The sequence below is a fragment of the Bradyrhizobium sp. 1 genome, assembly GCF_023073315.1.
Taxonomy (GTDB): Bacteria; Pseudomonadota; Alphaproteobacteria; order Rhizobiales; family Xanthobacteraceae; genus Bradyrhizobium.
This window is the reverse complement of sequence record NZ_JADPJH010000039.1, coordinates 85,871-109,097: the sequence shown is the minus strand read 5'-3', so window position 1 is coordinate 109,097 and position 23,227 is coordinate 85,871. Positions and strand designations below refer to the sequence as shown.

Annotated in this window: 18 protein-coding genes, 1 tRNA gene and 1 pseudogene; 16 read left to right on the top strand and 4 right to left on the bottom strand. The window is 60.7% G+C overall.

Features of this window, described 5'->3' with window-relative positions; all coding sequences use genetic code 11:
* Positions 1 to 55: 55 nt before the first annotated feature.
* The 7 genes from IVB29_RS37600 to IVB29_RS37570 all read left to right on the top strand — a co-directional run bounded on the left by IVB29_RS37600 (position 56) and on the right by IVB29_RS37570 (position 6,796).
* Positions 56 to 379 carry a hypothetical protein gene (locus IVB29_RS37600; RefSeq protein ID WP_247508475.1) on the top strand — a complete coding sequence of 108 codons (324 nt, stop codon included), beginning with the start codon at positions 56 to 58 and terminating at the stop codon, positions 377 to 379.
* A 278-nt stretch (positions 380 to 657) separates the two neighbouring features.
* Positions 658 to 747 (top strand) — tRNA-Ser (locus tag IVB29_RS37595).
* Positions 748 to 908: 161 nt separating this feature from the next.
* Positions 909 to 1,649, top strand: coding sequence for a DUF4102 domain-containing protein (locus IVB29_RS37590; protein ID WP_247508474.1), 741 nt, complete (start codon positions 909 to 911; stop codon positions 1,647 to 1,649).
* A gap of 337 nt (positions 1,650 to 1,986) precedes the next feature.
* Complete coding sequence (locus IVB29_RS37585) at positions 1,987 to 3,681, top strand: outer membrane beta-barrel protein (protein WP_247508473.1); 1,695 nt, start codon at positions 1,987 to 1,989, stop codon at positions 3,679 to 3,681.
* Between the two features lie 73 nt (positions 3,682 to 3,754).
* Positions 3,755 to 4,675 carry a hypothetical protein gene (locus IVB29_RS37580; RefSeq protein WP_247508472.1) on the top strand — a complete coding sequence of 307 codons (921 nt, stop codon included), beginning with the start codon at positions 3,755 to 3,757 and terminating at the stop codon, positions 4,673 to 4,675.
* A 24-nt stretch (positions 4,676 to 4,699) separates the two neighbouring features.
* Positions 4,700 to 6,073 (top strand): hypothetical protein, encoded by a 1,374-nt coding sequence (locus IVB29_RS37575; protein ID WP_247508471.1) that lies wholly within the window; start codon positions 4,700 to 4,702, stop codon positions 6,071 to 6,073.
* A 309-nt stretch (positions 6,074 to 6,382) separates the two neighbouring features.
* Positions 6,383 to 6,796 (top strand): hypothetical protein, encoded by a 414-nt coding sequence (locus tag IVB29_RS37570; protein ID WP_247508470.1) that lies wholly within the window; start codon positions 6,383 to 6,385, stop codon positions 6,794 to 6,796.
* 392 nt (positions 6,797 to 7,188) lie between these two features.
* On the opposite strand, the gene IVB29_RS37565 is transcribed toward IVB29_RS37570, so the two are convergent.
* On the bottom strand, positions 7,189 to 9,084 hold the full coding sequence (locus IVB29_RS37565) for an acyltransferase family protein (RefSeq protein WP_247508469.1): 1,896 nt from the start codon (positions 9,082 to 9,084) through the stop codon (positions 7,189 to 7,191).
* A gap of 74 nt (positions 9,085 to 9,158) precedes the next feature.
* Positions 9,159 to 9,338: pseudogene (locus IVB29_RS37560) on the bottom strand (DUF2786 domain-containing protein); the annotation flags it as partial.
* A gap of 295 nt (positions 9,339 to 9,633) precedes the next feature.
* Between IVB29_RS37560 and IVB29_RS37555 the strand changes: the two are divergent.
* The gene (locus IVB29_RS37555) at positions 9,634 to 9,831 is read left to right on the top strand and encodes a hypothetical protein (protein ID WP_247508468.1); all 198 of its coding nucleotides are present in this window, start codon (positions 9,634 to 9,636) and stop codon (positions 9,829 to 9,831) included.
* 119 nt (positions 9,832 to 9,950) lie between these two features.
* On the opposite strand, the gene IVB29_RS37550 is transcribed toward IVB29_RS37555, so the two are convergent.
* Positions 9,951 to 11,465 (bottom strand): alpha/beta hydrolase, encoded by a 1,515-nt coding sequence (locus IVB29_RS37550; RefSeq protein ID WP_247508467.1) that lies wholly within the window; start codon positions 11,463 to 11,465, stop codon positions 9,951 to 9,953.
* Positions 11,466 to 11,697: 232 nt separating this feature from the next.
* On the bottom strand, positions 11,698 to 12,996 hold the full coding sequence (locus IVB29_RS37545) for an alpha/beta hydrolase (RefSeq protein ID WP_247508466.1): 1,299 nt from the start codon (positions 12,994 to 12,996) through the stop codon (positions 11,698 to 11,700).
* A gap of 80 nt (positions 12,997 to 13,076) precedes the next feature.
* Here IVB29_RS37545 and IVB29_RS37540 point away from each other — a divergent pair, with 80 nt between their 5' ends.
* From IVB29_RS37540 to IVB29_RS37505, 8 genes are all read left to right on the top strand, one after another.
* The gene (locus IVB29_RS37540; protein ID WP_247508465.1) at positions 13,077 to 13,658 is read left to right on the top strand and encodes a TetR/AcrR family transcriptional regulator; all 582 of its coding nucleotides are present in this window, start codon (positions 13,077 to 13,079) and stop codon (positions 13,656 to 13,658) included.
* 440 nt (positions 13,659 to 14,098) lie between these two features.
* Positions 14,099 to 16,201 carry a tyrosinase family protein gene (locus tag IVB29_RS37535; RefSeq protein WP_247508464.1) on the top strand — a complete coding sequence of 701 codons (2,103 nt, stop codon included), beginning with the start codon at positions 14,099 to 14,101 and terminating at the stop codon, positions 16,199 to 16,201.
* 34 nt (positions 16,202 to 16,235) lie between these two features.
* The gene (locus IVB29_RS37530) at positions 16,236 to 18,500 is read left to right on the top strand and encodes a LodA/GoxA family CTQ-dependent oxidase (RefSeq protein ID WP_247508463.1); all 2,265 of its coding nucleotides are present in this window, start codon (positions 16,236 to 16,238) and stop codon (positions 18,498 to 18,500) included.
* Positions 18,497 to 18,913, top strand: coding sequence for a hypothetical protein (locus IVB29_RS37525; RefSeq protein WP_247508462.1), 417 nt, complete (start codon positions 18,497 to 18,499; stop codon positions 18,911 to 18,913). Before IVB29_RS37530 ends, IVB29_RS37525 begins: the two co-directional genes overlap by 4 nt.
* Position 18,914: 1 nt before the next feature.
* Positions 18,915 to 20,030 (top strand): tryptophan 7-halogenase, encoded by a 1,116-nt coding sequence (locus tag IVB29_RS37520; RefSeq protein ID WP_247508461.1) that lies wholly within the window; start codon positions 18,915 to 18,917, stop codon positions 20,028 to 20,030.
* Between the two features lie 10 nt (positions 20,031 to 20,040).
* Positions 20,041 to 22,242, top strand: a complete 2,202-nt coding sequence (locus IVB29_RS37515) for a multicopper oxidase domain-containing protein (RefSeq protein ID WP_247508460.1) — start codon at positions 20,041 to 20,043, stop codon at positions 22,240 to 22,242.
* Positions 22,243 to 22,271: 29 nt separating this feature from the next.
* Positions 22,272 to 22,913: a DJ-1/PfpI family protein gene (locus IVB29_RS37510; RefSeq protein ID WP_247508459.1), complete on the top strand. Its 642-nt coding sequence runs from the start codon at positions 22,272 to 22,274 to the stop codon at positions 22,911 to 22,913.
* Between the two features lie 84 nt (positions 22,914 to 22,997).
* Complete coding sequence (locus IVB29_RS37505; RefSeq protein ID WP_247508458.1) at positions 22,998 to 23,189, top strand: hypothetical protein; 192 nt, start codon at positions 22,998 to 23,000, stop codon at positions 23,187 to 23,189.
* Positions 23,190 to 23,227: the final 38 nt, after the last annotated feature.

Here is a 23,227-nt window from a genome sequence, read left to right as displayed (position 1 = left end):
CATAATGTCTCGTACTCTCGCTGTTGTTTTCTCCACGGCCGTCGCTGCGATTTCGATGACGAGCGCTGCTTCCGCCGGCTGCTACAATTGCTACGCGCCGCCGCCGTGCCAGACCTGCTACCAGCAGCAATATGTGCAGCCGCAATACCGCACCGTCGACGAGACCGTGATGGTGTCGCCCGGCGCCACCGTCGCGCATCGCTCGCCGGCGCAGTACCGCACCGTGATGGTGCCGCAGACCGTGATGGTCGCACCGCCGAGCGTTCAGTACGAGCGCATCCCCCCGCAATACGCCACGCGCCAGCGCGTCGAGATGGTCCAGCCGGGCTATTCCTATTACGCCCCGGTGCAGACGGGCTGCGCGTCCTGCGGCTACTGAGCCAACGCAGCACAGAAGAAGTTCATGCGGCGCTCCTCACGGGGCGCCGTTTTTCTTTTGGGAGCAGCAAACGAGGCCCGGAAACGGAGGCGACTCCAAGCCGGGCCTCGCAACCGGCGACGCCCTGGGAGATGTCGCCAGTGTCCGGGATTGCTGAGGGGATAGGCTAAGGGAACAGCCTGACGCTCGCCTGACAGATCGGGTTCAGAGGAGGGTTCGCGCCAACTTCGCGTTGCCTTGCGCCGTCGACTGCGTTAAGCGACAGCAATTCTGAGCTTGGAAGGGTGGCCGAGTGGTTTAAGGCACCGGTCTTGAAAACCGGCGTACCCGAAAGGGTACCGTGGGTTCGAATCCCACCCCTTCCGCCAGTATATTGTTCTCCACTGTTCACAGTCGTTCGCACTCCACAGCAAAATCAGTGACTTGTGCCGGAAAGCTGTACTTCGCAGTTCGCCGGTGTTCTTCCTAATCAAGTCAATGACCGTAGATTTTGCCCGTGGGTTCGGAGGACGGTTTACCCGGAGGAACAATGGCTGGAAGACTCAAACCACTCGACATTGAGCGTCAAACCAAGCCTGGCAAGTACGCCGATGGTGATGGGCTCTACTGGATTGTCACCGGACCAACATCGAAAAGCTGGTCATACAGATATTGGAAAGATCGCAAAGAGCGTTGGCACGGCCTCGGCTCCTTGAAGGACGTGTCGCTTAAGGACGCACGGCTCGCGCGCGATGCGGCCCGCCTGCGCGTGAAAGGCGATCGTAGCACCGCGGGCGTGGACATCGTGCGCGAGAGGCGAAAAGCGCGGGAAGAGGCGAAAGCCGTCGAGGCGAAGTTTGCATTGCCGACGTTCGAGGAGTGCGCAGAAGCCTACATCCGGGCGAACTGGTCGAGTTGGAGCGAGAAGCATCGCGACCAGTGGCCGTCTTCTCTCAAGCGTTACGCCTACGATAGCATTGGTAAGCTGACCATCCCGGAGATCAAGCCGAGCCACATCCACGATTTGCTCGAACCGATCTGGGTGGAGAAGCGCGAGACTGCGAGCCGGGTCCGCGGCCGGATTGAAACGATTATCGCGAAGAACGTTGATATCGACGATCCGCACTTTCGTAATCCGGCCGAGCTTACGAGGCAGTTGCGTGAAAAGCTGCCAAAGCGTCCCAAGCGGGTTGTCCGCCATCATCCGGCATTGCCGTATACCGAGGCGCCAGCTTTCATGAAACTTCTTGCCGGCGCGTCCGGGACTGTTTTTACACGACCAAAACTCTAAGCGAACAGCCCAAATGGCTCCAGGTCCGTGGATTGCAAAATGGTATCCTAAGTCTCGGGCGCCAATGGGAGGGTATGGGAGTGGAGACATTCTAATCGTTGAAGTTCGGCTACCTGTTGCGTTTCTCCTACCAACTCCCGCGGTGGTCAACGCAGGCACGCGCCAGCCCAGTACAGCCGCCGTATCCTGTGGTAAAATCCGGACAGGCACGGCGCGAACCCGATGCCTAAGAACAGCAGGATCGGATAGGTAGGTTCAGACCCGCAGGTACGACGATCCAGTCTGTAGTAGAATCGGTCGCAGATGTCCTTGGGATAGCCCTCGTCGAGCCGCGACAGTGCGGCTGGTGTTATTTTGCAACATCTCGCCAAATCCCGTTTGTTGTCCAGAGATTATCATTGAGCAAGCCAAACGCTTAAGTCATAAAGTTGGTTTGATCTCACGCAGCCAATTGTGTGGGGAAAGAACAGGGTCGCTGGGCTTTGGCTACAATGGGGCGATCGTGAAAAAAACAAATCGTTCAGTCGCCGTTGCGGTCAGCACGCTCCTGGGTGTTGGCTCAGCCTGCGCCGGTGAATTGCCGTCCGGCGTGTACAACTGGACCGGCGTCTACGGCGGCGTCGCAGGGGGTTATGGCTGGGGCCATTCCGACCAGACCGATCCTGGCATCGTACCGCCGCCTGCGGTGGATACCGAGGGGGCCGGTGATGGCCACTTTTCGCTGAATGGCGGACTGCTTGGCGGCACCTTGGGATATAACAGGCAATTCGGTCCGTGGGTTCTCGGATTGGAGGGTGATTTGTCGTGGGCTAATATCAAAGGCCAATCCAACGTCTGTGGCCCCACGACCGTTGCGCCACATCCCTGCGGAACGAAGCTCGATGCCCTCGGTACGTTTCGCGGTCGAGTAGGATATGCAACAGGCGCGAACGGCAACTGGCTGCTCTATGCGACGGGCGGTCTCGCCATTGGCGACGTCGTCGGCTGGGATTCGCTTACGCCCGCGTACGGTAGCGACTGGCGCGCGGGCTGGACCGCCGGCGTCGGCATAGAAACGTCTTTCGCGCCGAATTGGACGGCAAAACTGGAATATCTGCACGTCGATCTCGGCAATGCGCAGCTGTTCAACATCGTTCCGGGCGTTCCGGAAAGTGTCGGCTTCAGCGCCAACATCCTTCGCGCGGGCATCAACTACAAGCTCGGCGGCCCGGCTGCGCCGCAGCAATTTTATACCAAGGCGCCGTATACGAAGGCGCCCCCGATCGCCGGCAATGGTTGGTCGGGTTGGTATGCGGGTCTCAACGCGGGCTATCTTGATGGCTCCAACAAGGTGAACAGTGACGCGTCGGTCACCTCGAACAGTACAACCCCGGTCACTGCCCCCGCGATGGCTAGCGGGGCGACAAGCCAGCTTTCGACCGGCCAGGGTGGATTTATCGGCGGCGCCCAGGCGGGCTACAATCACATGATTTCACCGATGGTCCTTGCGGGTTTCGAGGCGGATATTCAGGGTTCGTCGTTGCGGGGCAATGCAAGCGCTTCGAGTCAAGTACTGACCGATACTGTATCCGGCCCCAACACCGGATCCTGGCTGACCAACATCGCAGCTTCACGCAGCCTCGACTACATCGGCACGATTCGCGGCCGCCTGGGTGCAACCGTAACACCCAGCCTTTTGCTGTATGTGACGGGCGGTTTGGCTTACGGCGGCGCGAAATCAAGCACCACGATCAACCAGACCACCGCCATTAGCGGCGTGCCGGCGAACGCGACATTGGGATCGTTTTCCGCCCCTCGCGCGGGCTACACGGTCGGCGGCGGCGCAGAGTGGATGTTTCTGTCCAACTGGAGCGCCAAGGCCGAATACCTGTACTACGATCTAGGATCGGCCAACTATGGGACGGGTGGCTTTGCCGTCGATGAAGGGCCGACCTCATTGCCCGGGTTTGGTATCGCTGCCATCGCAACTTCCACGCGCGTGCACTTCAACGGCAACATCGTGCGGGTTGGCGTCAACTATCACTTCAATTGACGATTGAGCTTCGCCGCTTGCAGCGATCGGCCCGGCGGCGCGCTGGGCTTTCGTTTTAGGCCGGGATCCTGAGATGTGGGCCATCACGTCTTATTTCAATCCTGCGGGTTTCAAATCCCGCGCGCCGAATTATCGCATTTTTCGCGAGAATCTCGCAATCCCGCTCGTTACCGTCGAGCTTTCGTTCGATGGCCGGTTTGAACTGTCCAAAAAAGATGCCGACGTTCTAATTCAACTCTCCCGTGGAGCAGTCTTGTGGCAAAAGGAGAGACTGCTCAATATCGCGCTCAAGTCGGTGCCTGCCGATGTGGACGACATTGCCTGGATCGATGGCGATGTGGTTTTCGAACGGTCGGATTGGGTTGCAGAGGCAAAGAAGCAACTGCGCGAGTACAACGTTGTTCAGCTTCTCTCGGATCAGGTCGATCTCGAACCGGATAGCCATCAGGCGAATTTCGACTACTTCGATAAGCCTGCGTCCGGACATGGTGTCGTCAGCATGGTGCACGCGGGAAAATTCAACCAGGCCAAGGTTACGCCTCCATCGGCCCAAAACCGCCGATCGTTCGTGTGGGGGCTGGCGTGGGCAGGGCGGCGCCATATTCTCGAAGAGCATGGCCTCTATGATGCGATGATCGTGGGCGGCGCGACTCGTGCGGTCGTGAGCGCGATGTATGGTGATTTCGACAAAGTAATCGAAGGATGTCTTTTCACCCCCGCATGCGAACGGCATTATCTGAATTGGGCGCTTCCGTTTCATCAGGCCGTCGGCGGGCGTATCGGCTTTATCCCCGGCCGCCTGTATCACCTCTGGCACGGCGACATTGAAAATCGTAATTATGCCGGCCGCTATCGGGGGCTTGCCGATCGCAATTTTGATCCCGATGCCGATCTCGTGGTCGGAGCCAACGGTGCTTGGCAATGGGCAAGATCGAGACCCGATCTGGAGAGCTTCCTGAAAAACCATTTCATTAGCAGGGCCGAGGACGGTTAGTGGATCACCAATGACGGAATCTCCATGTTTGACCTAACGGGCAGGCCGCTCAACGCGAAGGCCTACGACGATCGTCCGTTCACTTTTATGGATCAGGCTGCGCAGAACGACCTTGCCAATATCAATGCAATTGATCTCATCGAGAATGGCGATCGGGCGGCGCGGGAGAACTGGCAGAACCGCCGGCTGACCTATTTGCTCAAGCATGCACAGGCGCGCTCTGCGTTCTGGCGCAACAGATTGCCGTCCCGCGCGCTCAATCACGGCATGATTAAATATGTGCCGGTGCAAAGCCGACAAGACATAGCTGCTCAGGTGAACCTCGAGGGTTCGTTGATAGCCGGCCCCGGCCATGCCCAGGTGTCGAGTTACGCCTCGACAGGATCGACGGGAGTGCCGGTCAAGGTCTATCTCTGTCCGGAAAACGGCTACTACACGTCCATTCGAAGCTTGGCTCAATACTTCATCAACAATTTAAGTCTGGCGGAAGACCGGGTTCAGATCATCCCAGCTGTCAGCTTGGCCAAGCTGAAGAACAAGTCGCTCGCTGTCGAGGTGACTGAATCATGGGCCGGTCCGTTGAGCAAGGTTTTCCGCAATGGCTCGGCCAGGAAGATCATTCATCAGTACAATGATGATGCCCTGATCGAAGAATTGACCAAAGGCCGGTTCGGCTACCTGGTGTGCGCAAATCGGTTCCTTGATATCCTGATCGAGAAGGGTGGCGTTGACCTCCTCGAAAGGCTCGGCATCAAAGTGTGGCTGCACCTCAACGATTATCGCGATCCGAAAATTGTCGAGGCAATGACGGCTATCGGTATCCGCTCGCTGTCAAATTATTCGGCTGGAGAAATCGGGCCGATCGCGTTCGAATGCGCGAAATACCAGGGCAATTTTCACGTCGCGCACACCAACGTCGTGGTGGAGACTGATCATCAGGTGACCGCATCCTTCAATGGAGCGACATTGGGGCGATTGCTGATTACACATCTGCATTCCTACGCGACGCCGATTATTCGCTATGACATCGGTGATTTCGGTCAGCTGCATCAGCAATGCCCGTGCGGTCACGATGGACCGACGATTTCCAACGTGTTTGGCAGAGGGAAGCATTTTCTTCGGTACCCAAGCGGCAAACTGATGCCGTTTTACATTTCGACCCGCACATTGCTGGAAACGCTTCCGTTCAAGGAAGTGCGCTTCAGGCAAGACACAATCGATACAATTTCCGTCGAAGTCGGCGGGCGCGAACATATCACGCAGGATGAAGTAGAAAATCTCAGGCGGCTGATTATTGCCGCGACCGACGCGTCGTTCAATATCGACATCAGGGCTGTCAAGGACATCGATTGGTCGGGCAATCCTAAACGCCTGTTCTTCACGAGCACTGTTGCGTAGCGTGGGCCTTTGAGTGAATTACCCGATTGATGGCTCACTTACCATCGCGTCCAGCCGCAATATCGCGCATACGTTCCGAAGCTCGCTTAACTTCGGCAAGATGTCTGGGCTTGCTACGGCGGCAAGCTACACATATGGATGTGATAAAAAATTCGCAGCGATGTGGCAGGACAGGGTACTCGAATAAAATACGTCCGGCTAGGTCGGAATTCGCATGAAGCCAGAGTCGGACTGGCAGCAAGAGAGCTACGCTCCACAAGGGAGACGCAGAAGACCAAGAGCATCCTGCTACTGAAGGTATAAAGGGCTATGGCTGAACCTACCTTTATTGACTGGTTGAACAGTTTGCAGGGTGGTGCCGCGACCTTCATTGGTGCAGCAACAGGCTCAGTCATCGGATTTGGTGCGCTCGTAGCGGGCGCTCTGTTCAATGCGAAGCTAAATCGGGACAGGGACGATCGGCTAAGGAAGGTGGAAAGACGATCGGTTGCGGCCGCCCTTCGCGCTGAGCTTGAGAGTGTCCGGAACACACTCATGAGCAATGCCGAGAGGCTTCGGAATGAGCCGCCGAAAAATGCTGAAAGCTTTTTCGTGCCGGACCTCTCTCATTCGGTACGGATGTTCCCCGATCTGTCCGATAAGTTGGGCCTGCTGGAAGATCCCTCAATCATCATGGAAATCATTCAGACTGCGGCTACGTGTTCGCAGGCTGCTGCTTCTTAAAAGAGCGGACTTCGTTTAACTGGCCTTATATTTGCCCGTCATTGAGGGGACGCAGCTACGGTCTTACGATACTGCAATGTGGCCGTAGGGAGGACCGTAGAATGCTCCCAGCACGTCCGAGAAAAGTGAAGCCATATCAACGAAGTTGACCGGACACCCCTTCCGCCAGTCTAGTGTTCTCCTCTGTTCACAGTCGTTCGACTCCACAGCGAAATCAGCTACTTGCATCGAAGATCTGTACACCATCGGCAAGCTCACGATCCCGGAGATCAAGCCGAGCCACATCCACGATCTGCTTAGTTGACCAGGCAGCTGCGCAAGAAGCTGCCAAAGCGACCCAAACGGGTCGTCCGTCATCATCCCGCTCTGCCGTACGGAAGCTGAGGCAGCGCTTAGAGCTTACCAAGCAACAGGTCTTTCGCGTAGAGGACAGAACCTGCTTCGGTCAGGTGTGAATAATCAAAGTAGATAGGAACCGCATCCTTCGTTAGCAACAGACACTGCTTGTCGAGGCAGAATGCGCGATACGGAGAAACATAGGTCAGCCCCGCGACGTCCCGGAATGCCGCGGCAAGCATTCCGTCCATCATCTCCATGCTTTCAATTTTCACATCCGGTTCAGATGCTAAGACCGGCTCGTTGGATTGCAGCCGCGCTGCAGCAATATTTGGCGCTCGCGTGTTAAACGCAGGGCTCTCGCCGACAATCTCAACCTTGATGCCACTCTGCAAGAGACGCTCGACAGTCAACTTCAACTTGGCAAGCGTGGCTTCGTTCATTCGCCATGCCGCGGACAAAATAACAGTTCGAGGTTTCAGTTGGAGCAATAGCGGCAGAATCCGATCGTTTACTTCTTTGCATCTCGGCCGCTCAACTACGTCAAGATTTAAAATCGGAGGGCATCCTGAGCCTGCCAACATTCCGACGCTGACGCCTCTTTTCTCGAGTTCCGATCGTAAACCAAAATAGAGATGAGCGGCATGGCTATCGCCCCACAATATCACGGCATCTCCAGCGGCGGATGGAATGCATTTGCTGAGCATGAAATCGTCAAACCGCTGCTCGGGATCGAGGAAACATTCTCTCGCAAGGAAGCGCGTTCGGGGATTGTAGAAATTGTACTTGAGAATGGAGGCTATTTTCGGATCTGCCGACGCAGGCAGCTTGAATTTGAGCAACGTCCATCCCGGAAGCAGACCGATTGCGAGCATCGCTGCGACCGCGATCGGAAGAGCACGCCGATGAGTAATTCGTCCGTACCGTAGCGGGGTTTCAATATACTTGAAGCTCGAATGGGCAAGTGCAAACGCAGCGACCGCCGCCGATGCAACGAACTGCCAAGTGTAGAGGTTTGGCAAAAGTAGCTTGCCAAACACGATGATCGGCCAGTGCACCAGATACAGCGAGTAGGAGATTTTGCCGACGTAAACCAGCGGCCGCCACTGCAATAGCCGAGCAACGAAAGGAGATTGGGATTGACCCGACCAAAGGATCAGAGCCGCCCCTATGCACGGTAGCAAAGCGGCAATTCCTGGAAAAGCTGTTTGCTTGTTGTAGAACAACATCGATATCATCAGGCAGACTGCGCCGGCAGAGCCTGCTAGTTGGCTTGTTAGCTGCCCTTTCGGGCGAGGAACGATCGGGTGGGCAAGGAGCGAGCCGACCAGGATCTCAAATGCGCGGCTGATTGGGAGATAGAACGCAGCCTCGGGATGCGCGGATACCAGTGCTTGTGATATCAAAAGCGACGCCGCGCCAACCATGACGAGCGCTGTGAATACTCCCCTCGACGAATACCGCGCCAAGATCAGAATAAAGGGAGGGAATAGTAGATAGAATTGTTCTTCGACGCCGAGAGACCAAAGATGAAGCAATGGAATGGTCTCTGCTGCAGGCGAGAAGTACCCGCTCGCCTCAAAGAAATAGATATTGCCCACAAAAAGGATGGACGCGATAGCGGACTTTGAGAAGTCCGCCTTTTCGAAGTCATAGAGCAGCAGGTTGGCCAAAAGCCAGCTCGCTGCGATGACTGTCAGTAGAGCCGGCAAGATGCGTCGTGCTCGCCGCTCGTAAAACCGCAAAAGGGAGAAGCTACCTTCGCTGACCTCGGTGTAGACGATGCGGCCGATCAAAAAGCCAGAGATGACGAAAAATACGTCGACCCCAGTGAATCCGCCCTGAATACCGATGTTGAGATGGAAAGCCATCACAGCCAGCACGGAAATGGCCCTGAGGCCGTCGATGTCGGCCCGGAATTTCAGTCTTCCCTCCACGATGTGATGCGCCAATCCTAGTATGGCGCGTAATGCTCCAGGGGCCGATTGGCAAGCGGGAACTGAGCAATTTCGCATCCGAGAAATCCGTCGGAGAGCGACAAATCGTGGCGATCCAGCAGCTCTGCGACCTTGGCAGGGGCAGACAGCGCCTCATCCTCGGTGCAGCCATTGGCGATGGTTCTTGGCCGCAACGCCTGAATGCGGAGCTTCAGCTTGTCTAGCGCGGCCGGATTGGACGTCTGATTGTCCTCAACACCTCGGTCGATGCGGAATTCGACAAGCTCGACCTCAAGCTCCGGACCCAGCGCAGCACCGGCCGGATGGTGTCGATGACGGCCTATGAAGCCGGCGGCGCCGCCGGCGCGTCGCTTGCCATCAACCCCGGCCTTGGCGAGGCGCAGTCGTGACGCTTCCCAAAGCGAGCTGAACGCATCGGGGGGCGCGGCTTCGGTCTAAGCTGAGAGCGTGGCGAGATCATTCCCGACGATTGAAGCGATAGGACAGAGGCCCGCCGGTTCACAAGATCGGCGGGCTCGCTATGCGGGGCTGGAATGCCTCGCCTTGACCACAATTCCGCGCGTAGATTTCGCCAAATCTGGTGATGGCAGGGCAGCTTCGGTGACGGCTCGGTCCCACAGGACGGCAGAACAAGAGTATGAGGAGCAGGTTCGCATCCTCGTTCGCATCGTGTCTGTTTCTACCCTCGGGCTGATGGCTTTTGCAGCGGGCCTGCTGATTGGGACCTTCTTCTTTTCGTGATCCGGGAAAAATCGCCGTTCACGCTGGCGGGCCTCTCGTGCTCGAAAGGATTAGCTCTTGTTCTTTTGTCCTTAGGTGGATTTTGGCGAAGCCCATCGTCCCAGCTGAACGGCCCGGCCTCACTGGTACTTCCAATACGTCGAAGCCAGCGGTGGCTCCGGGAATTTCCGCACCTGGGACAGGCGCGGCAGCTTCATGCCGTTGATGAGGAGCAGCTTGATATCGTCCATGACGGCGCGGTTGGTCGCGAACACCGTATGATTCAATCCGAAGATCTCGTCACCGATCGCGGTCACGTCGATCGTGTCCAGGTTGGGGAGGAGAACGGGTCCGTTGGCGAAGACCATCCCGGCTCTCGGGAAATCGTTCAGCTCGGCCGACGCGAGCAGGGCCCTGTCGGCGGACGACGCGTACAGCGTTGCTCCGTCAACGATCTTCTTCGCCAGGGGAAACTGGATCATGAACTTGTCGCGGGCGACATCGGGCGCGGCCATGACCAGCTGCTGCACCCTGACCGGATTGGACCGCTGCGCCAATTGATCCAGCGCGGGGAGCACGACGCGGTTTCCCATGCTGTGGACGATGATGTCGATGTGCTCGATCCCGCTGTCGTGCAGCGTGGTCAGGAGTTCGGCAAACTCGGCTTGCGCGATGTCTGCGCTGTCCTGGTCGTAATTGTAGTCGCGCACCTTTCCCTTCGAGCTCCAGGAGAACAGCACCGACACGCCCTGGTATTGCAGGTCCCAGACGATCTGCGCGTTTCGGTAGAGCGCGTCCTCAAACCCCGTATTGAAGCCGTGCACGAAGATGAGGGCGCGGTTCTGCGATTGATCGGCTTGCCTTTTGACCAGCTCCTTCCAGTCGTCGTACGATGTCGCCGCGAGCCGCTTGATGGAGAAGTGCTTGGTTTCATCCGTGGCCGATTTGTAGTCGATCCCCAGGAAGTGCCACTCGGACGGAAGCTCGATCTGGCCCGGCTCATGGTCTTCCGGAATGCGGATGCCGGCAACGCCATAGCTCAAGATGCCTGATCGCGGCGCGTCGGTGTCGAGCGTCGAGACGTTGTTCGTGATCTTGATGTTGCGATCCGTCGCAAAGAAGAACTCGACCAGCCGGGCATCCTGATTGCAAGAACTCGGAGACAACTCACAGGACTGCACCACCGTTCGGTTCGGACGGCCGCTCGAATATTGGCGGTGATAGCGACCACCGCCTTTCTTCGCAGGCGCAGCCTGCGCCCTTGCGCCATAGACATCTGCGCTCGTCATCTCAGCGGACAGGATCCTGCTGCCATCCTGGATACTGAAGTTCCAGGACGAGACACCGTCGGCATGTCGCACTTCCGCTTCGACGATGGTTTGTTTCGAAAGACGCCGTTCGTCTCCAATCTCGACCTCCGTCACTTGTCCCAATCGCGAAAGGATCGCGTATTTGGGCTGAGCGTCGGGCCGGTAGCCCTGCGCCGTCGACGACTTCACTTTCGCGAGGTCCGACGTTCGGACGCCCTCGACGAAATTGGAGATGCTCTGCTGCAGCGCAGCCTGGTCTGCACTCGTGGCGGCAAGGAGCGCGTCTGACTGGAGGGTGAACAGGAGCAGCAAGGAGAGGGAGGCGATGAAATGCGAAAGTTTCATGAAGTGACCTCTGTCTCGCTAGCGTGGTCCAGCTGTTCTCATCCGGCAGGGAACGCGTCCTTGAACGGCGGGCGTATGAAATAGATCACGCTACCTGACAAAAATATTCGCTGCGTGCTCCGGCTAACGCCGGACCAGCACCACCAAACCCAAGCGCTTCACTGAAACCTGACGCGACGGTGATCTGGACGCCGGGCAATATTTTCAACAGCGACGATCAGCATTCCCCGACCTAACGGCTGGTGTGATCCGCCCCACCGGTCTCCTTGATGAAGGCGAGCAGGAGCGCGCCGAGCCGAACCGGCTGCTCCTGTTGGATCCAGTGACCGGCGCCGTCGATCAGCTCGATGCCACCCATCCTCGTCGTCGCCTTCGTCCTCATCAGATCGAGCGCGCCCGGCGCGGCATAGGTGCCCCAATCGCTCGTCCCGCCGATGAAGAGTGACGGGACGTCGATCGTCCTTCCCGAAAACAGGCGCAACTCGGCGTTCAGGTCAGGATCGGAAAAGACGCGATAAGCCTGCAGGGCGCCTTGAAACCCGGTGCGGCCATACTCCTCCGTGTACACGCCAAGTTCCGGCTCGGTGAGCCATTTGCAAGCGAGGACCTCGGCGGCGGAAGGTTGGAATGGAGCGACGGTCTCGGACATCGTCTTGCCGAGATCCATGACGTAGTAGGTGGGCATCTGTGCAAGTTCGATGGCGGTTGGCGCCTTCAACGGATGCGGTTTATTTCCCGGCCAGTCGGCGCTCTTGACGTGGAAAAATGCGCGAAGGAACGCGTGTAAACCTTGGGGCGGGTGCCACATGTCTTCGTTCGCCCGCCGTGTGCTCAGATATTGCTGATAATGCTCTCTGGGCGGATCGAGCGCCGCCAGCGCGGCCGCCAACTTCTGGTTTCCGGTGTTCGGTTGAACCGGCGATGCCTCGCTTTCCGCGGTGTTGAACGGAAGCGCCGGCGGACCGGGGAACGGCGCGCTCATCAGCACCACCGAGGGAAAGACGTCAGGTCGGGCGAGCGCACAATAGGCCGCCACGGGCGAGCCGAAGTCGTGCCCGACCAGCATCGCCGTACGTCGATAGCCCAATGCCGAAACCAATCCGAGGGCGTCGCGCGTCATATTCAAGAGACCGAAGGGCGCTAGCGGGGCGTCATAGCCGTTCACCCAACCGGTGGTGCGGCCAAAACCCCGTTGGTCGGGCGCCACGACATGGTACCCGGCGTCAGCCAGAATTGGGATCAGGTGTCGCCAGCCGTAAGCCAAATCCGGAAAGCCGTGCAGAAGCAGCGCGAGCGGCCGGCCGGGGCTTTCGTAACCGGCCTCGAGAACATGGACATCGAGACCGTTGACCCCATGGATCATGCGCGAGCGGACCCCCTTGGGAAGTGTTCCCCCGCCATATGTTGCTGTGGTCAAATCAGTTCCTCCCATGGGGTTTGCGCGGGCCGGTCGAAATGAAGCCGCCACCGGGCTGGCCGCGCCCATCGCGAAGATGGCTCGTCGGGAAACCAATGGCTGGTAGAGGGGCATTGCCGCATTCCTTCTATGGCGATCACCATACTATGTCGATCGCCATAGAACCGTCAAGCGAAACGTGTTAGGATCGCGGCATGCCACGTAAGACTGACGCCCGCGCTCGCGCGATTGCCACGGCCGAACGGCTGTTTCGGATCCAGGGCTACACCGCGACTGGATTGACCCAGATCATCAAAGAAAGCGGTGCGCCCAAGGGATCGTTCTACTTTCACTTTCCACGCGGCAAGACACAGCTCGCAGAAGAAGCGATCGATCATTACGTTGCGAGCAGAATTGCCGTGTTGCGTGATATCTCGGCGAATACGACGGGTGATGCTCTGAAGTTTGTTCATCAGATTTTCGGCTCATTCGCGGCCGAAATGGTCGCCTCCGATTTTCAGTATGGATGTCTCATGCAAAATCTGGCGAATGAGCTGCCCGCGCTCGACGCTGAGTTGACCAAACGGGTCGCGCGCGGATTTGTTGATTCGACCGAGATTGTTGCCGAGCATTTCAGGGGGTGCGGTTTCGCTCCCGCGCGCGCATCCTCGACCGCAGCCGCATTGGTAGCCGCCGTCGAAGGCGCGCGAACCATCGCCCGCCTGGAACGCACGCCGGCCATATTCGAGGCGCTGGCGGATGTTAGCGCCGAGAGGTGGGCTGCCTCCGAGGCGTGATCCGCGTCGTCGATGAATTTCGGAATAATGGCATTATGCCCCTGTTTTGCCCGACGAGTCAAGCCGGCCTTGCGGCACGCGCAAGCTGTTGATCCGAAACGCATCGGCTACTGTGCATGGGGTTGTTTTCGATAATTTTAGCGGGGCGCGTGTCCAGCCGTCACCGAGACGGTGATAGGCCTGCATCGCGCCGATCCTCGTCGGGCGGAGCGCAACCGGTCGGCCCAAAGCATGTGCACAAGGCATGAAAATCCGATCACTGTGTGAAGAGGAGACCGGGACACCTTCGGCGGATTTCGGTTGTATGATTTAGATCACGCTACCTGACAAAAATATTAGCCGCCCGCGCGGGCACGAAGGTGCGTGTTTAGATGACATCACCCAAAAGTTGTGCTTAGTCTCGCCCCGCCTTCTACGTCTCGCTCGCCCCGGGGGCTCGAATGGACACCGAAGCACTGACCGTCGCTTATGCGCGCGTGAAGGCGATCCTCGATGCAGCCGCTGGCGACAGCACCGCAGACTATGGCGGTGCGGGGCGGTTCTGGGACAACGGCGCGTTGGCGCTGGAGACGGCCGAGATCTTCGGCATCAAGATGGTCGCGCCTGTGCCGGAAGGGCACGCCTGCTGTTTGCCACCTCATGCGCGCAGTGACGCATCCGGATTGATCAAAGGATTGCGCGGCGAAGCGCCGTTCGATGGCGGCCGCTTCCCGGCGCTGCCATGGGGCGGCAACGCGGTTGCGCCCACCGACATCGACCGCATCGCCGACTGGATCGATGCCGGCTGCCCCGACGATGCGACCAGCGTTGCGGTGGAGCTTTCGCCCGGCAAGCCGGCGAAGACCGCGACCGTGAAGCTCAGCGAGATCGCCGAATTTGCGGAGGCCGCGGACGGCTATTCGCCGGCCGCCGGCATCGGCGAGCCCAGGCGGCGCATGAACATCGACTGCATGAGCGAGCCGCAGCTCGAGCGCCTGCGCCGCGGCTTTCGCCAGCTCTATGCGCTCAATCGCTGGCCGGAGGATCGGCGCAGCTACAACAACCAGGCGCTGGTCCATCAAAACCATTGTCAGCACGGCTGGGAGCGCTTCCTGCCCTGGCACCGCGCCTATCTCTACGAGTTCGAGCAGAACCTCCAGGATTTCGAGCCCGGGTTGATGCTGCCGTACTGGGACTTCACTATGCCGGAATACCGGCCGGAGGATCCCGCGAACGGCTGCATCATCCCGACCTCGATGAAGGCCTATCTCACGGAGGAGGCGGCCGAGACGCTGGTGGCAGCACTCGATCCCGCGCCGACGCCGGCACAGAAGAAGGCGATCCTGGCGCTTGCGTATGAGCGCGTGTACTTCACCACGCAGCACGCCTTCTTCTGCTACGTGATCACCAAGGTCGGCTATTCGGCCGTCACGCCCGATCCCAAAAACACCAACCGCCAGCGCTTCATCGACGCGCTGCTGATCTCGAACTCGCTGTGGTATCCGCTGCGCTATCCGGCCGAATACCCCAACGGCCAGACCATCAACGAGGCGATCAATTATCACTACCCCTCGGCCGACGACATCGCCCAGATCCTGAGCCTCAACAATTTCCGCGATTTCGGCGGCGGCAGCATCTACGACGCGGCGTTCGGCTTCCTCGACCAGAATCCACACAACACCATGCACATCTGGACCGGTGGCCAGAATCCGGATGCCGGGCAGGCGGCCTATGCCTGCGCTCCCACCGCAACGGCGTCGGCGTCGCATCCGGACGCGGAGACCACGCATCTGCGTGCGCTCGCGACACGCCGCAACGATGCCGCGCAGGTCGGCGGCCGCCGCTTCCATGCCCGCTCGGATCTCTATTCGCAGCCGGGCCTCGGCGACATGTTCAGCAATCTGACCGCGTCCTACGATCCCGTGTTCTGGCCGATCCACGTCAACATCGATCGCATCTGGTGGGAGTGGCAGAAGCTCAATCCGAACGCGGTGCCGGCCGATCTGGATTCCGTGCTGTCGCCGTGGAACTACACCATTCGCGACACGCTCGATATCGCGCCGTTCGGCTACGAATATGTCCGCAGCTCGCATTTCATGCCGGTCGGGCTCGAGGCGCCGGTCAGCCGCTTCGTGTCGCAGCCGATCACCGTGCCGCTGGGGGCGCGCAGTTTCAAACGCGCGGAAATCCGCCTGCATCAGGTGCCGCAACTGATGCGCTCCTGCTTCGTGCGCGCCTTCCTGAACGAGCCCGGCGCTGACGCCTCGACGCCGATCAGGGGCAACCCGCACTACGCCGGCTACATCTCGATCTTCGGACACGGCGCCTGCTACGGCGGCCCCGGTCATTGCGATATTCCGCCGCCGCAGCCGCGGCGCTTCGATCAGCGCGGGCGCAACCACAACACGCCGCGCAACCACCGGATCGATGTCACGGCCGCCGCCAAGCAGGCGCTCAAGAAGAAGGGGCCCTTGCAGATCACGCTGGTGGTGATCGGCGGTGACTACCAGGAGGAGAGAGAGCTCCTGAAGCTGGAAGGCGTGTCGATCAATTTCCTGGATTGAGCAATTTCCTGGACTGAGAAGGTGGCGGGGAAGCATGGCGACTTATCGTATCCATCCGGGCATCGGCATCGCGCGCCTGGGCAACAGCGACAGCGAATTCTACCTTGCGCCGGAGACGCCCGCGGCACTGCCGCTCGCCTGCGACAGCTTCGGCAATCCCTTGCACGGCGCGGACGGCGTCACGCCGGTTCCGATCAAGACGTTCAAGGACGCGCAGGGCCGCGTGAAACGGCAGGCCGCGCGCTTCCAGATCTTCGTCTATGACGACGAGTCCCCCGAAGGCCGGCCGCTGGCGCTCGGCGATGCCGTGGAGGGCGGCGGCAATAACGGTGTTCTGGTCGACATCCAGTGGCGCGTCTATGTCGCCAACAAGAAAGCCTCCTGGTATCCGTTCACGGAGCTCAAGGGCGAGCATGGCTATGCCGACGGCAGTGCGCGGCGCAATGCCGACGTCACCGGCCAGGACCGCGACCTCCTCATCATCGATCCCGGTCCGCGCAGCGTGAATGCGACCACCAACCGGCGCGCGCATTTCGACCGCTCGGGCGGCCCGGGTGGCTATGCCACCACGTTTCCGCCCCAAGGCCTCCAGCCGTTCGACATCGACACGCTCGGCGAGATGATGACGGACAACAAGGGCCGGCTCGTCGTGCTCGGCGGTCACGGCAATTCGGGCATGGATGTCAGCGGCAGCTTCGGTCCGAAGATCGAGGACTACGCCAACACCGACGGCTGGTACGACGACATCTCCGACGGCCCGGTAATGGCGCGGCTGATCATGTATTCGAAGCAGGTCAGCCAGACCCGCTATATCGACGTCGAATTTCCGGCATGGGTGGTGGTCGGCTATCCGCGCTTCGCGCCGCAGATCCTCGATATGATCACGATGGACGAGGTGCTGTACGATCTCTATGTGCGCCAGTTCGCCACCGATACCGGCATCTACGGGATTCTCGGCACCTACGACGATCCGCAGCAGATCCCGTTTCGCGACGAGGCGGCACTGCGTCACTGGCAGGCTGGACGGCTGGCGTGGAATCGCAACTACCGGCCCTGGTTCTATCGCGACATCTGGCCGATCCTGTTCCGGCCGGATGAGTTTCGGTATCTGAACGACATCCTTCAGCAATCGAACTATCCGCACGACCAGGCGCAGCGCGGCACGTTCGATCCCAACAAGCTCTCGCAGACACCGAAGCGCGGAACGCGCCCGACCGAGACGGAGACGCCGTCGGAAGCGCCGCTGCGCGACGCGAGCCAGAGCGAAGCGGTCATGGCGGTCGCGGCGGTCGCCGGTCCAACGCACCATGCCAAGGCCGACGATCCCTACGGACCGATGCGCCGTTTCCTGTTCGACCTGTTGCGGCGGGCAGGCGAGGCGAACTCTTTCCAGGTTCAGGACCGTGCGTCCTCGCGCGTCCATTCGCTGCCGCTGATGCCGCTGCTCTGCGGCGACAATCCGCTGACCAACGAGACGCCGTCGAAATTTCTTCATCTCACTGAGTACCAGCTCTTCATCCTCGGCCAATGGGCGCGGGGCTGGTTCATCAACGAGAAGGAGGAGGGCTGGCCGCCCAAGAATTATTCGCCGTTCGAGCCTTATCCGAAGGCGCCGCCGAAGACCGGCCGCGAGCTCGACCGCGGCGTGCTCAGCAATGTGCTGGGCGGCGCATTCTGTCCGGGCGGCGAGCTCGGCTGGGTGATGCGCAACCCTTCGATCTACTGGGCGCCGTATCGCGTCAACGCCGATCGCAGTGTCTCGGATTTTCTTCAGAGCGCCGCTCAGGCCAATCAGTCTGGAGGCAGCGTGATCGCCGACCCGACCTTCAATGTCGAGTCGCCGCTCGCCCAGGACAACGATTTCGGGACCGGCCTGCAGCCGGGCGACCTCACCAAGTACATGGGCCTGCCCTGGCAGTCCGATTTCAACGAGTGCACCACGCAGCCGATCAACATCACCTACGCCGACTGGAATAACCTTTATCCTGATAGCGACAATGATGAGCGGTTGAGCCGCGACGAGAGGACCTGGACCACGCTGTGGTGGCCCGCGCATCGGCCGTTGCAGTCGTTCGAAATCGCGTCCGTCGTCAATGGCCAGCCGAGCTACGTCTGGACCACCTGGAGCCGCGGCATTCCGCAGATCCCGGTCGGTGATCTCAAGATGGTCACCGAGTGGTCCAGGCTCGGCTTCATCGTGCGCAATCCCTACCAGCCCGGCGCCAAGTCGGCTGACGATCTCACCTACAAGTACATCAGCGTCGAGCGAACCGCCGATCCCAAAAGCGAGGCATCATGAGCGACAATCCATTCGTCGGACATTGGACCTATCGCAGCCTGCTCAATGATTCCGACGTCAACACGGACTTCAACAATCTCGAATTCGGCCGCGGCACGATCGAGATCGTCGCGGCGCCGATGCAGCTTCTGGCCGGGACGATCGGCGGCCCGGGCTGGTCGCTCGCGCTGAAGGGATCGCGCGCCTACGGCTCGCCGATGCAGGTGCGCTTCCAGGGCACCGGCCTCGTCAGCGGCGAGGAGTGGATCTACGACTATTGGGGCTCGCTGGTGCCGGCCTGGCCCAATGGCGTCGACCAGCGTCCGGCCATCGTCGGCTCGGTGATCCGCACCATCCCGCACAGCGGCGGCTCGCCGGGCACCGTGGCGCCGGCCGGCGTGGTGGCGTCCTTCTACGCCGTTCGGGCCGACTGACTTGGCCGCGTTCGACATCATCATTGCAGGCGCAGGTCCAGCCGGCGCTGCCGCTTCACGCGCGCTGGCGATGTGCGCGCCGGAGCTTCGGGTAGCCGTGATCGCGCCGGACGAGCGGCGCGGGCGGGGACGAGGTGAGGTCTTGTCGCCGCTGGTGCAACCGGTGCTGCGCCAGCTCGGTCTGTGGCCCGCCTTTCTGGCGCAGGACTTTGCGCCGTCGCATCGGACGCTCACCTCGTGGGACGAAGCTGGCTTGGCCTCGAGCGAATTGCTGCTTGAGGCGCGCGGGCCGTCATGGCGCGTCGATCGCGCTGCGTTCGACGGCTGGATCGCGACGGAGGCCTGTAGAGGGGCCGAGCGCGTCGATGGAAAGGTCTCGCGTCTTGAGCGCGCGGCGGACGGCTGGTCGGTCGCCTGCGAGGACGGTGCGAGCCATTCGGCGCGACTGATCATCGATGCCACGGGCCGCGCCCGCGCGTTCGCCGATCGCCGGGGTTTTCGGGCGAAAGTTCAGGACCGCCTGATCGCGGCCTATGCGGAGGCTGTGACATCAGGACCGGTTGCGCCGGAACTGCTCGTCGAAGCCTTTGAGGACGGCTGGTGGTACACGCTGGCGCTGGGCGAGGGCAGGCGCGCCTTTGCCTGCATGACGGATTCCGATCTTGCCCGCGGCCTCAGATTGAGCACGCCCGATGGCTGGCGCGCGGCGTTGGCGAAGACGCAATTCGTCTCGGCGGTGGCGAGCAGGGGCGTTCAATTCGAGCAACCTCGCCTGATCCCTGCGGGCGGCCGAACCGCTGCAACAGCGACAGGCTTCCGTTTCCTCTGCGCCGGCGATGCCGCGAGCGCATTCGATCCGATCTCGGGCCACGGCGTCGTCAAGGCGATGCGCTCGGGCGTGTTTGCCGCCTATGCCGCCAGCGATTGCCTTGCGCGCGGAGATGCTGCCGCCCTCGGCCGCTACGATTCATGGGTCGCGCGTGAAGCGGCGGTCTACGCGACGACGCTGGGCGAGCATTACGGCAGCGTTTCGCGCTGGCCCGATCGGCCGTTCTGGCAGCGCCGGCGGGCCGAAATGTCGTCGAGAAATTCCTTGAGCAGTCTCTCCGAAAAATAGGGCGGACACCATGATGAAGAGCTTTGCGCGAACTGGTCTTGTCATCGCCGCGCTCGGACCGTGCCTTCCGGCGTTTGCGGCACCGGCTCCCCGTGCGTTCGAGCCACCGCCGACACTGCCCGGGCAGGGCGATGTGGTGCGATTGGAGGCCGCCGTTGCGCCGGTCGTCGGCGGCTGCCGGCCGCAAGGGTCGATCTCGCGCAGCGGCTCGATCGTCTCGGTGGTGCTGAACTTCGTGCGCGGGCATTTCTTCATCAATAACCCCGATCCCACCGACCCACAGCCGGGTGGCCTCGACCCGGTCGAGCTGCGCTCCTATGGCGGCTGCAAGTCGGGCCCTGCGATCTTCGTCAAACCGGGCGACACGCTGCGCGTCGACCTGATCAATCAGCTTGCGAAGGACGATCCGAGCTGCCTGCCCAATCCGCCATCGGGGCTCGGCCTGCCGGACCTGGTCGGCTGCTTCAACACGACCAATCTGCACACCCATGGCCTTCACGTGTCGCCCGCCGGCAATAGCGACAACGTGCTGCTCAACATCGCGCCGCAGACCAAGTTTCCCTACGAGATCAACATCCCGAACGATCATCCGGCGGGAACGTTCTGGTATCACGCGCACCGCCACGGCTCGACGGCCGTGCAGGTGGCGAGCGGCGCATCGGGCGTGCTGGTTGTCAAGGGCGAGCGTCCCTACACGCCGCCAACGCCGCAAAACCCGAAGCCGATCGCCGATATCGACACGGTGCTGCATGACGACAACGGGACGCCGCTGAAGGAGCAGCTGTTCCTGTTTCAGCAGATTGCCTATGCCTGCTTCCAGAACCAGCCAAACCAGCCGGGTGGCCCGTGGCAGCAGATCTACACCACGCAGGGGCTCTACAACGCCAACAGCCCAGCAAACATCGCCAACGCGCCGTGGACGTGTCCGCTCGCAGCATCAGGCAATCCGGTCAGCCCCGGCGTCGTCGAGAATTTCGGCCTGCAACTGGACTCCGCGACGATCTGGGACACCAATGGCCGCTTCACCAGCGTCAATGGCATCGTGCAGCCGACGCTCACGCTGCCGGCCGGCGAGATTCAACGCTGGCGCTTCGTCCATTCCGGCATCCACGACACCATCAACATTCAGCTCGTGCGCGCGACGCCCACGACGAACCTGATTGCGAACTCGGCGCTGAGCGGCAACCGCCTGCAACAGAAGGCCGATCTTCTGGCCGCCTGCAACGCATCGCCCGGCACGCTGATCCCGCAATTCGAGATCGCGAATGATGGTCTGACGCGAACCAAGCTGCGGACGATCCACGCCTCGCAAGTCGGCGGCGTGCTCGAATCGAACTACATGCAGCCCGGCTATCGCAGCGACGTCCTCGTCGTCTTCCCCTCGGATGGCGACTACTGCCTGCTCAACCAGGCGGCGCCCCCGGCCGAGCGTGTGTCCAACGGCAATGGCGGCGGGCAGGGACCCTCGACGCCGCAATTGCTGGCTTACATCCATGTGCGCGGCGGCCAGCCGGTGACCGGCGACCTGGAGGCCTATGTCGGCAAGGCACTGTACGATGCCAATCCGACGCTGCCGGACCCCGTCCGCACCGGACTGCGTGACGGCGATCTGCGGCCGTGGGCACCCTTCGAAAACCTCGCACCGCCCGCGGCCGGCAGCCAGCAACAGCAGGCTGCCTTCGCCATCAACTTCCCGGCCTTCACGGTCAACAACAAATCGTACGACCCTGACGTCGTGAACTTCACCCGCGAGGTCAACACGACGGACGACTGGCTGCTCAGCGCGCAAGGCGAGCCGCACATCTTCCATATCCACGTCAATCCGTTCCAGGTGATCGACGTCGTCACCACCAACGCCAACGGTCAGCAGATCTCGATCTACAATGCCGACGGCACCTGCAAGCCGGATATCGTGAATGCCGACAAGCAGCAATTGGCGAACCAGTATTGCGGCATGTGGCACACATTCCGCGACACGATCATCGTCGAGAACAACTATCAGATCCGCGTTCGGACGCGATACGACCGCTACATCGGCGAATACGTCCTGCACTGCCACATCCTCGACCATGAGGACGCGGGCATGATGGCCAACATCGCGATCGTCCCCGATCTCAACGCGCCCGGCGGCGGCCTGGGGATGGCGGGCATGCGCCACACCAGGCAGCCGACGGCCACACCGGCATCGATGCCGGCCGGTCACAAACATTGAGTGCGGCGAGAGCGGGAAAAGTGCACGCGATGAAGATCGGAATCCCCGTCTACGACGGCGTCGATATGCTCGACGTCGCCGGCCCTTTCGAAATGTTCGACTGGGCGAATTTCGACGTCGAGATCGTCGCCGCCAAGCCGGGGATGAAGCGATTTCGCGGCCGGGGATTTCCGTTCGAGGTCAAGAAGTCATTCGCGGAATGCGCGCAGTATGATGCGGTCTGGGTCCCCGGCGGCGACCCGGCCGCGCTCACCGAGATCATCAACGACCCGCACCAGACCTACTTCCATTTTCTGACCAGGCAGGCCGCCGGTGCGAAATACATGTGCTCGGTCTGCGAGGGCGCGATGCTGCTCGCGGGCTCGGGCCTTCTCGACGGGCATTTCGCGACGACGCACTGGGCCTTCCTCGAATGCTTGCCATTGCACTTTCCGAAGGTGAAGGTCGCCGACGGTCACCCGCGTTTCGTGCTGGATCGCAATCGCCTGACCGGAGCCGGAATCTCGGCCGGGCTGGATGAGGCGCTGATGCTGATCACGCTGCTCGGCGGCACGGAGCTGGCCCGTGACGTTCAGCAAAACACCCAGTACTATCCGGACCCGCCTGTTCGCAGTGCGATTCCGCCGACGCCGAAATGTCCGCTCGTTGGGATCAAGTCGCCAGCTAACTAGCTGATAATTCGTTGCTTTCTCCGGCCGCGCAATCCGTCCGGTTCAGTTTGCGGAACCCTTTCGCTGCGTCCGCGTTGTCTCGGCATGACCGAAGACATTTCCTACCGACGCAAACCCCTGACCCCCGAACAGCGCCAGGCTCGCGACGCGTCACGCCGGATCGAGGCCGATAAGGCCATGCGTGACCATGAAGCGGCGCAGAAGGCGTTTTACGCCAACAAGGAGCGGCTGAGAGCCGAACGAATCGCGCGCGAGGCCGCAGAGGTAAAGGACTGACCGACCTCGGTCGGCGCACCAAACTCTCGTGATACGAC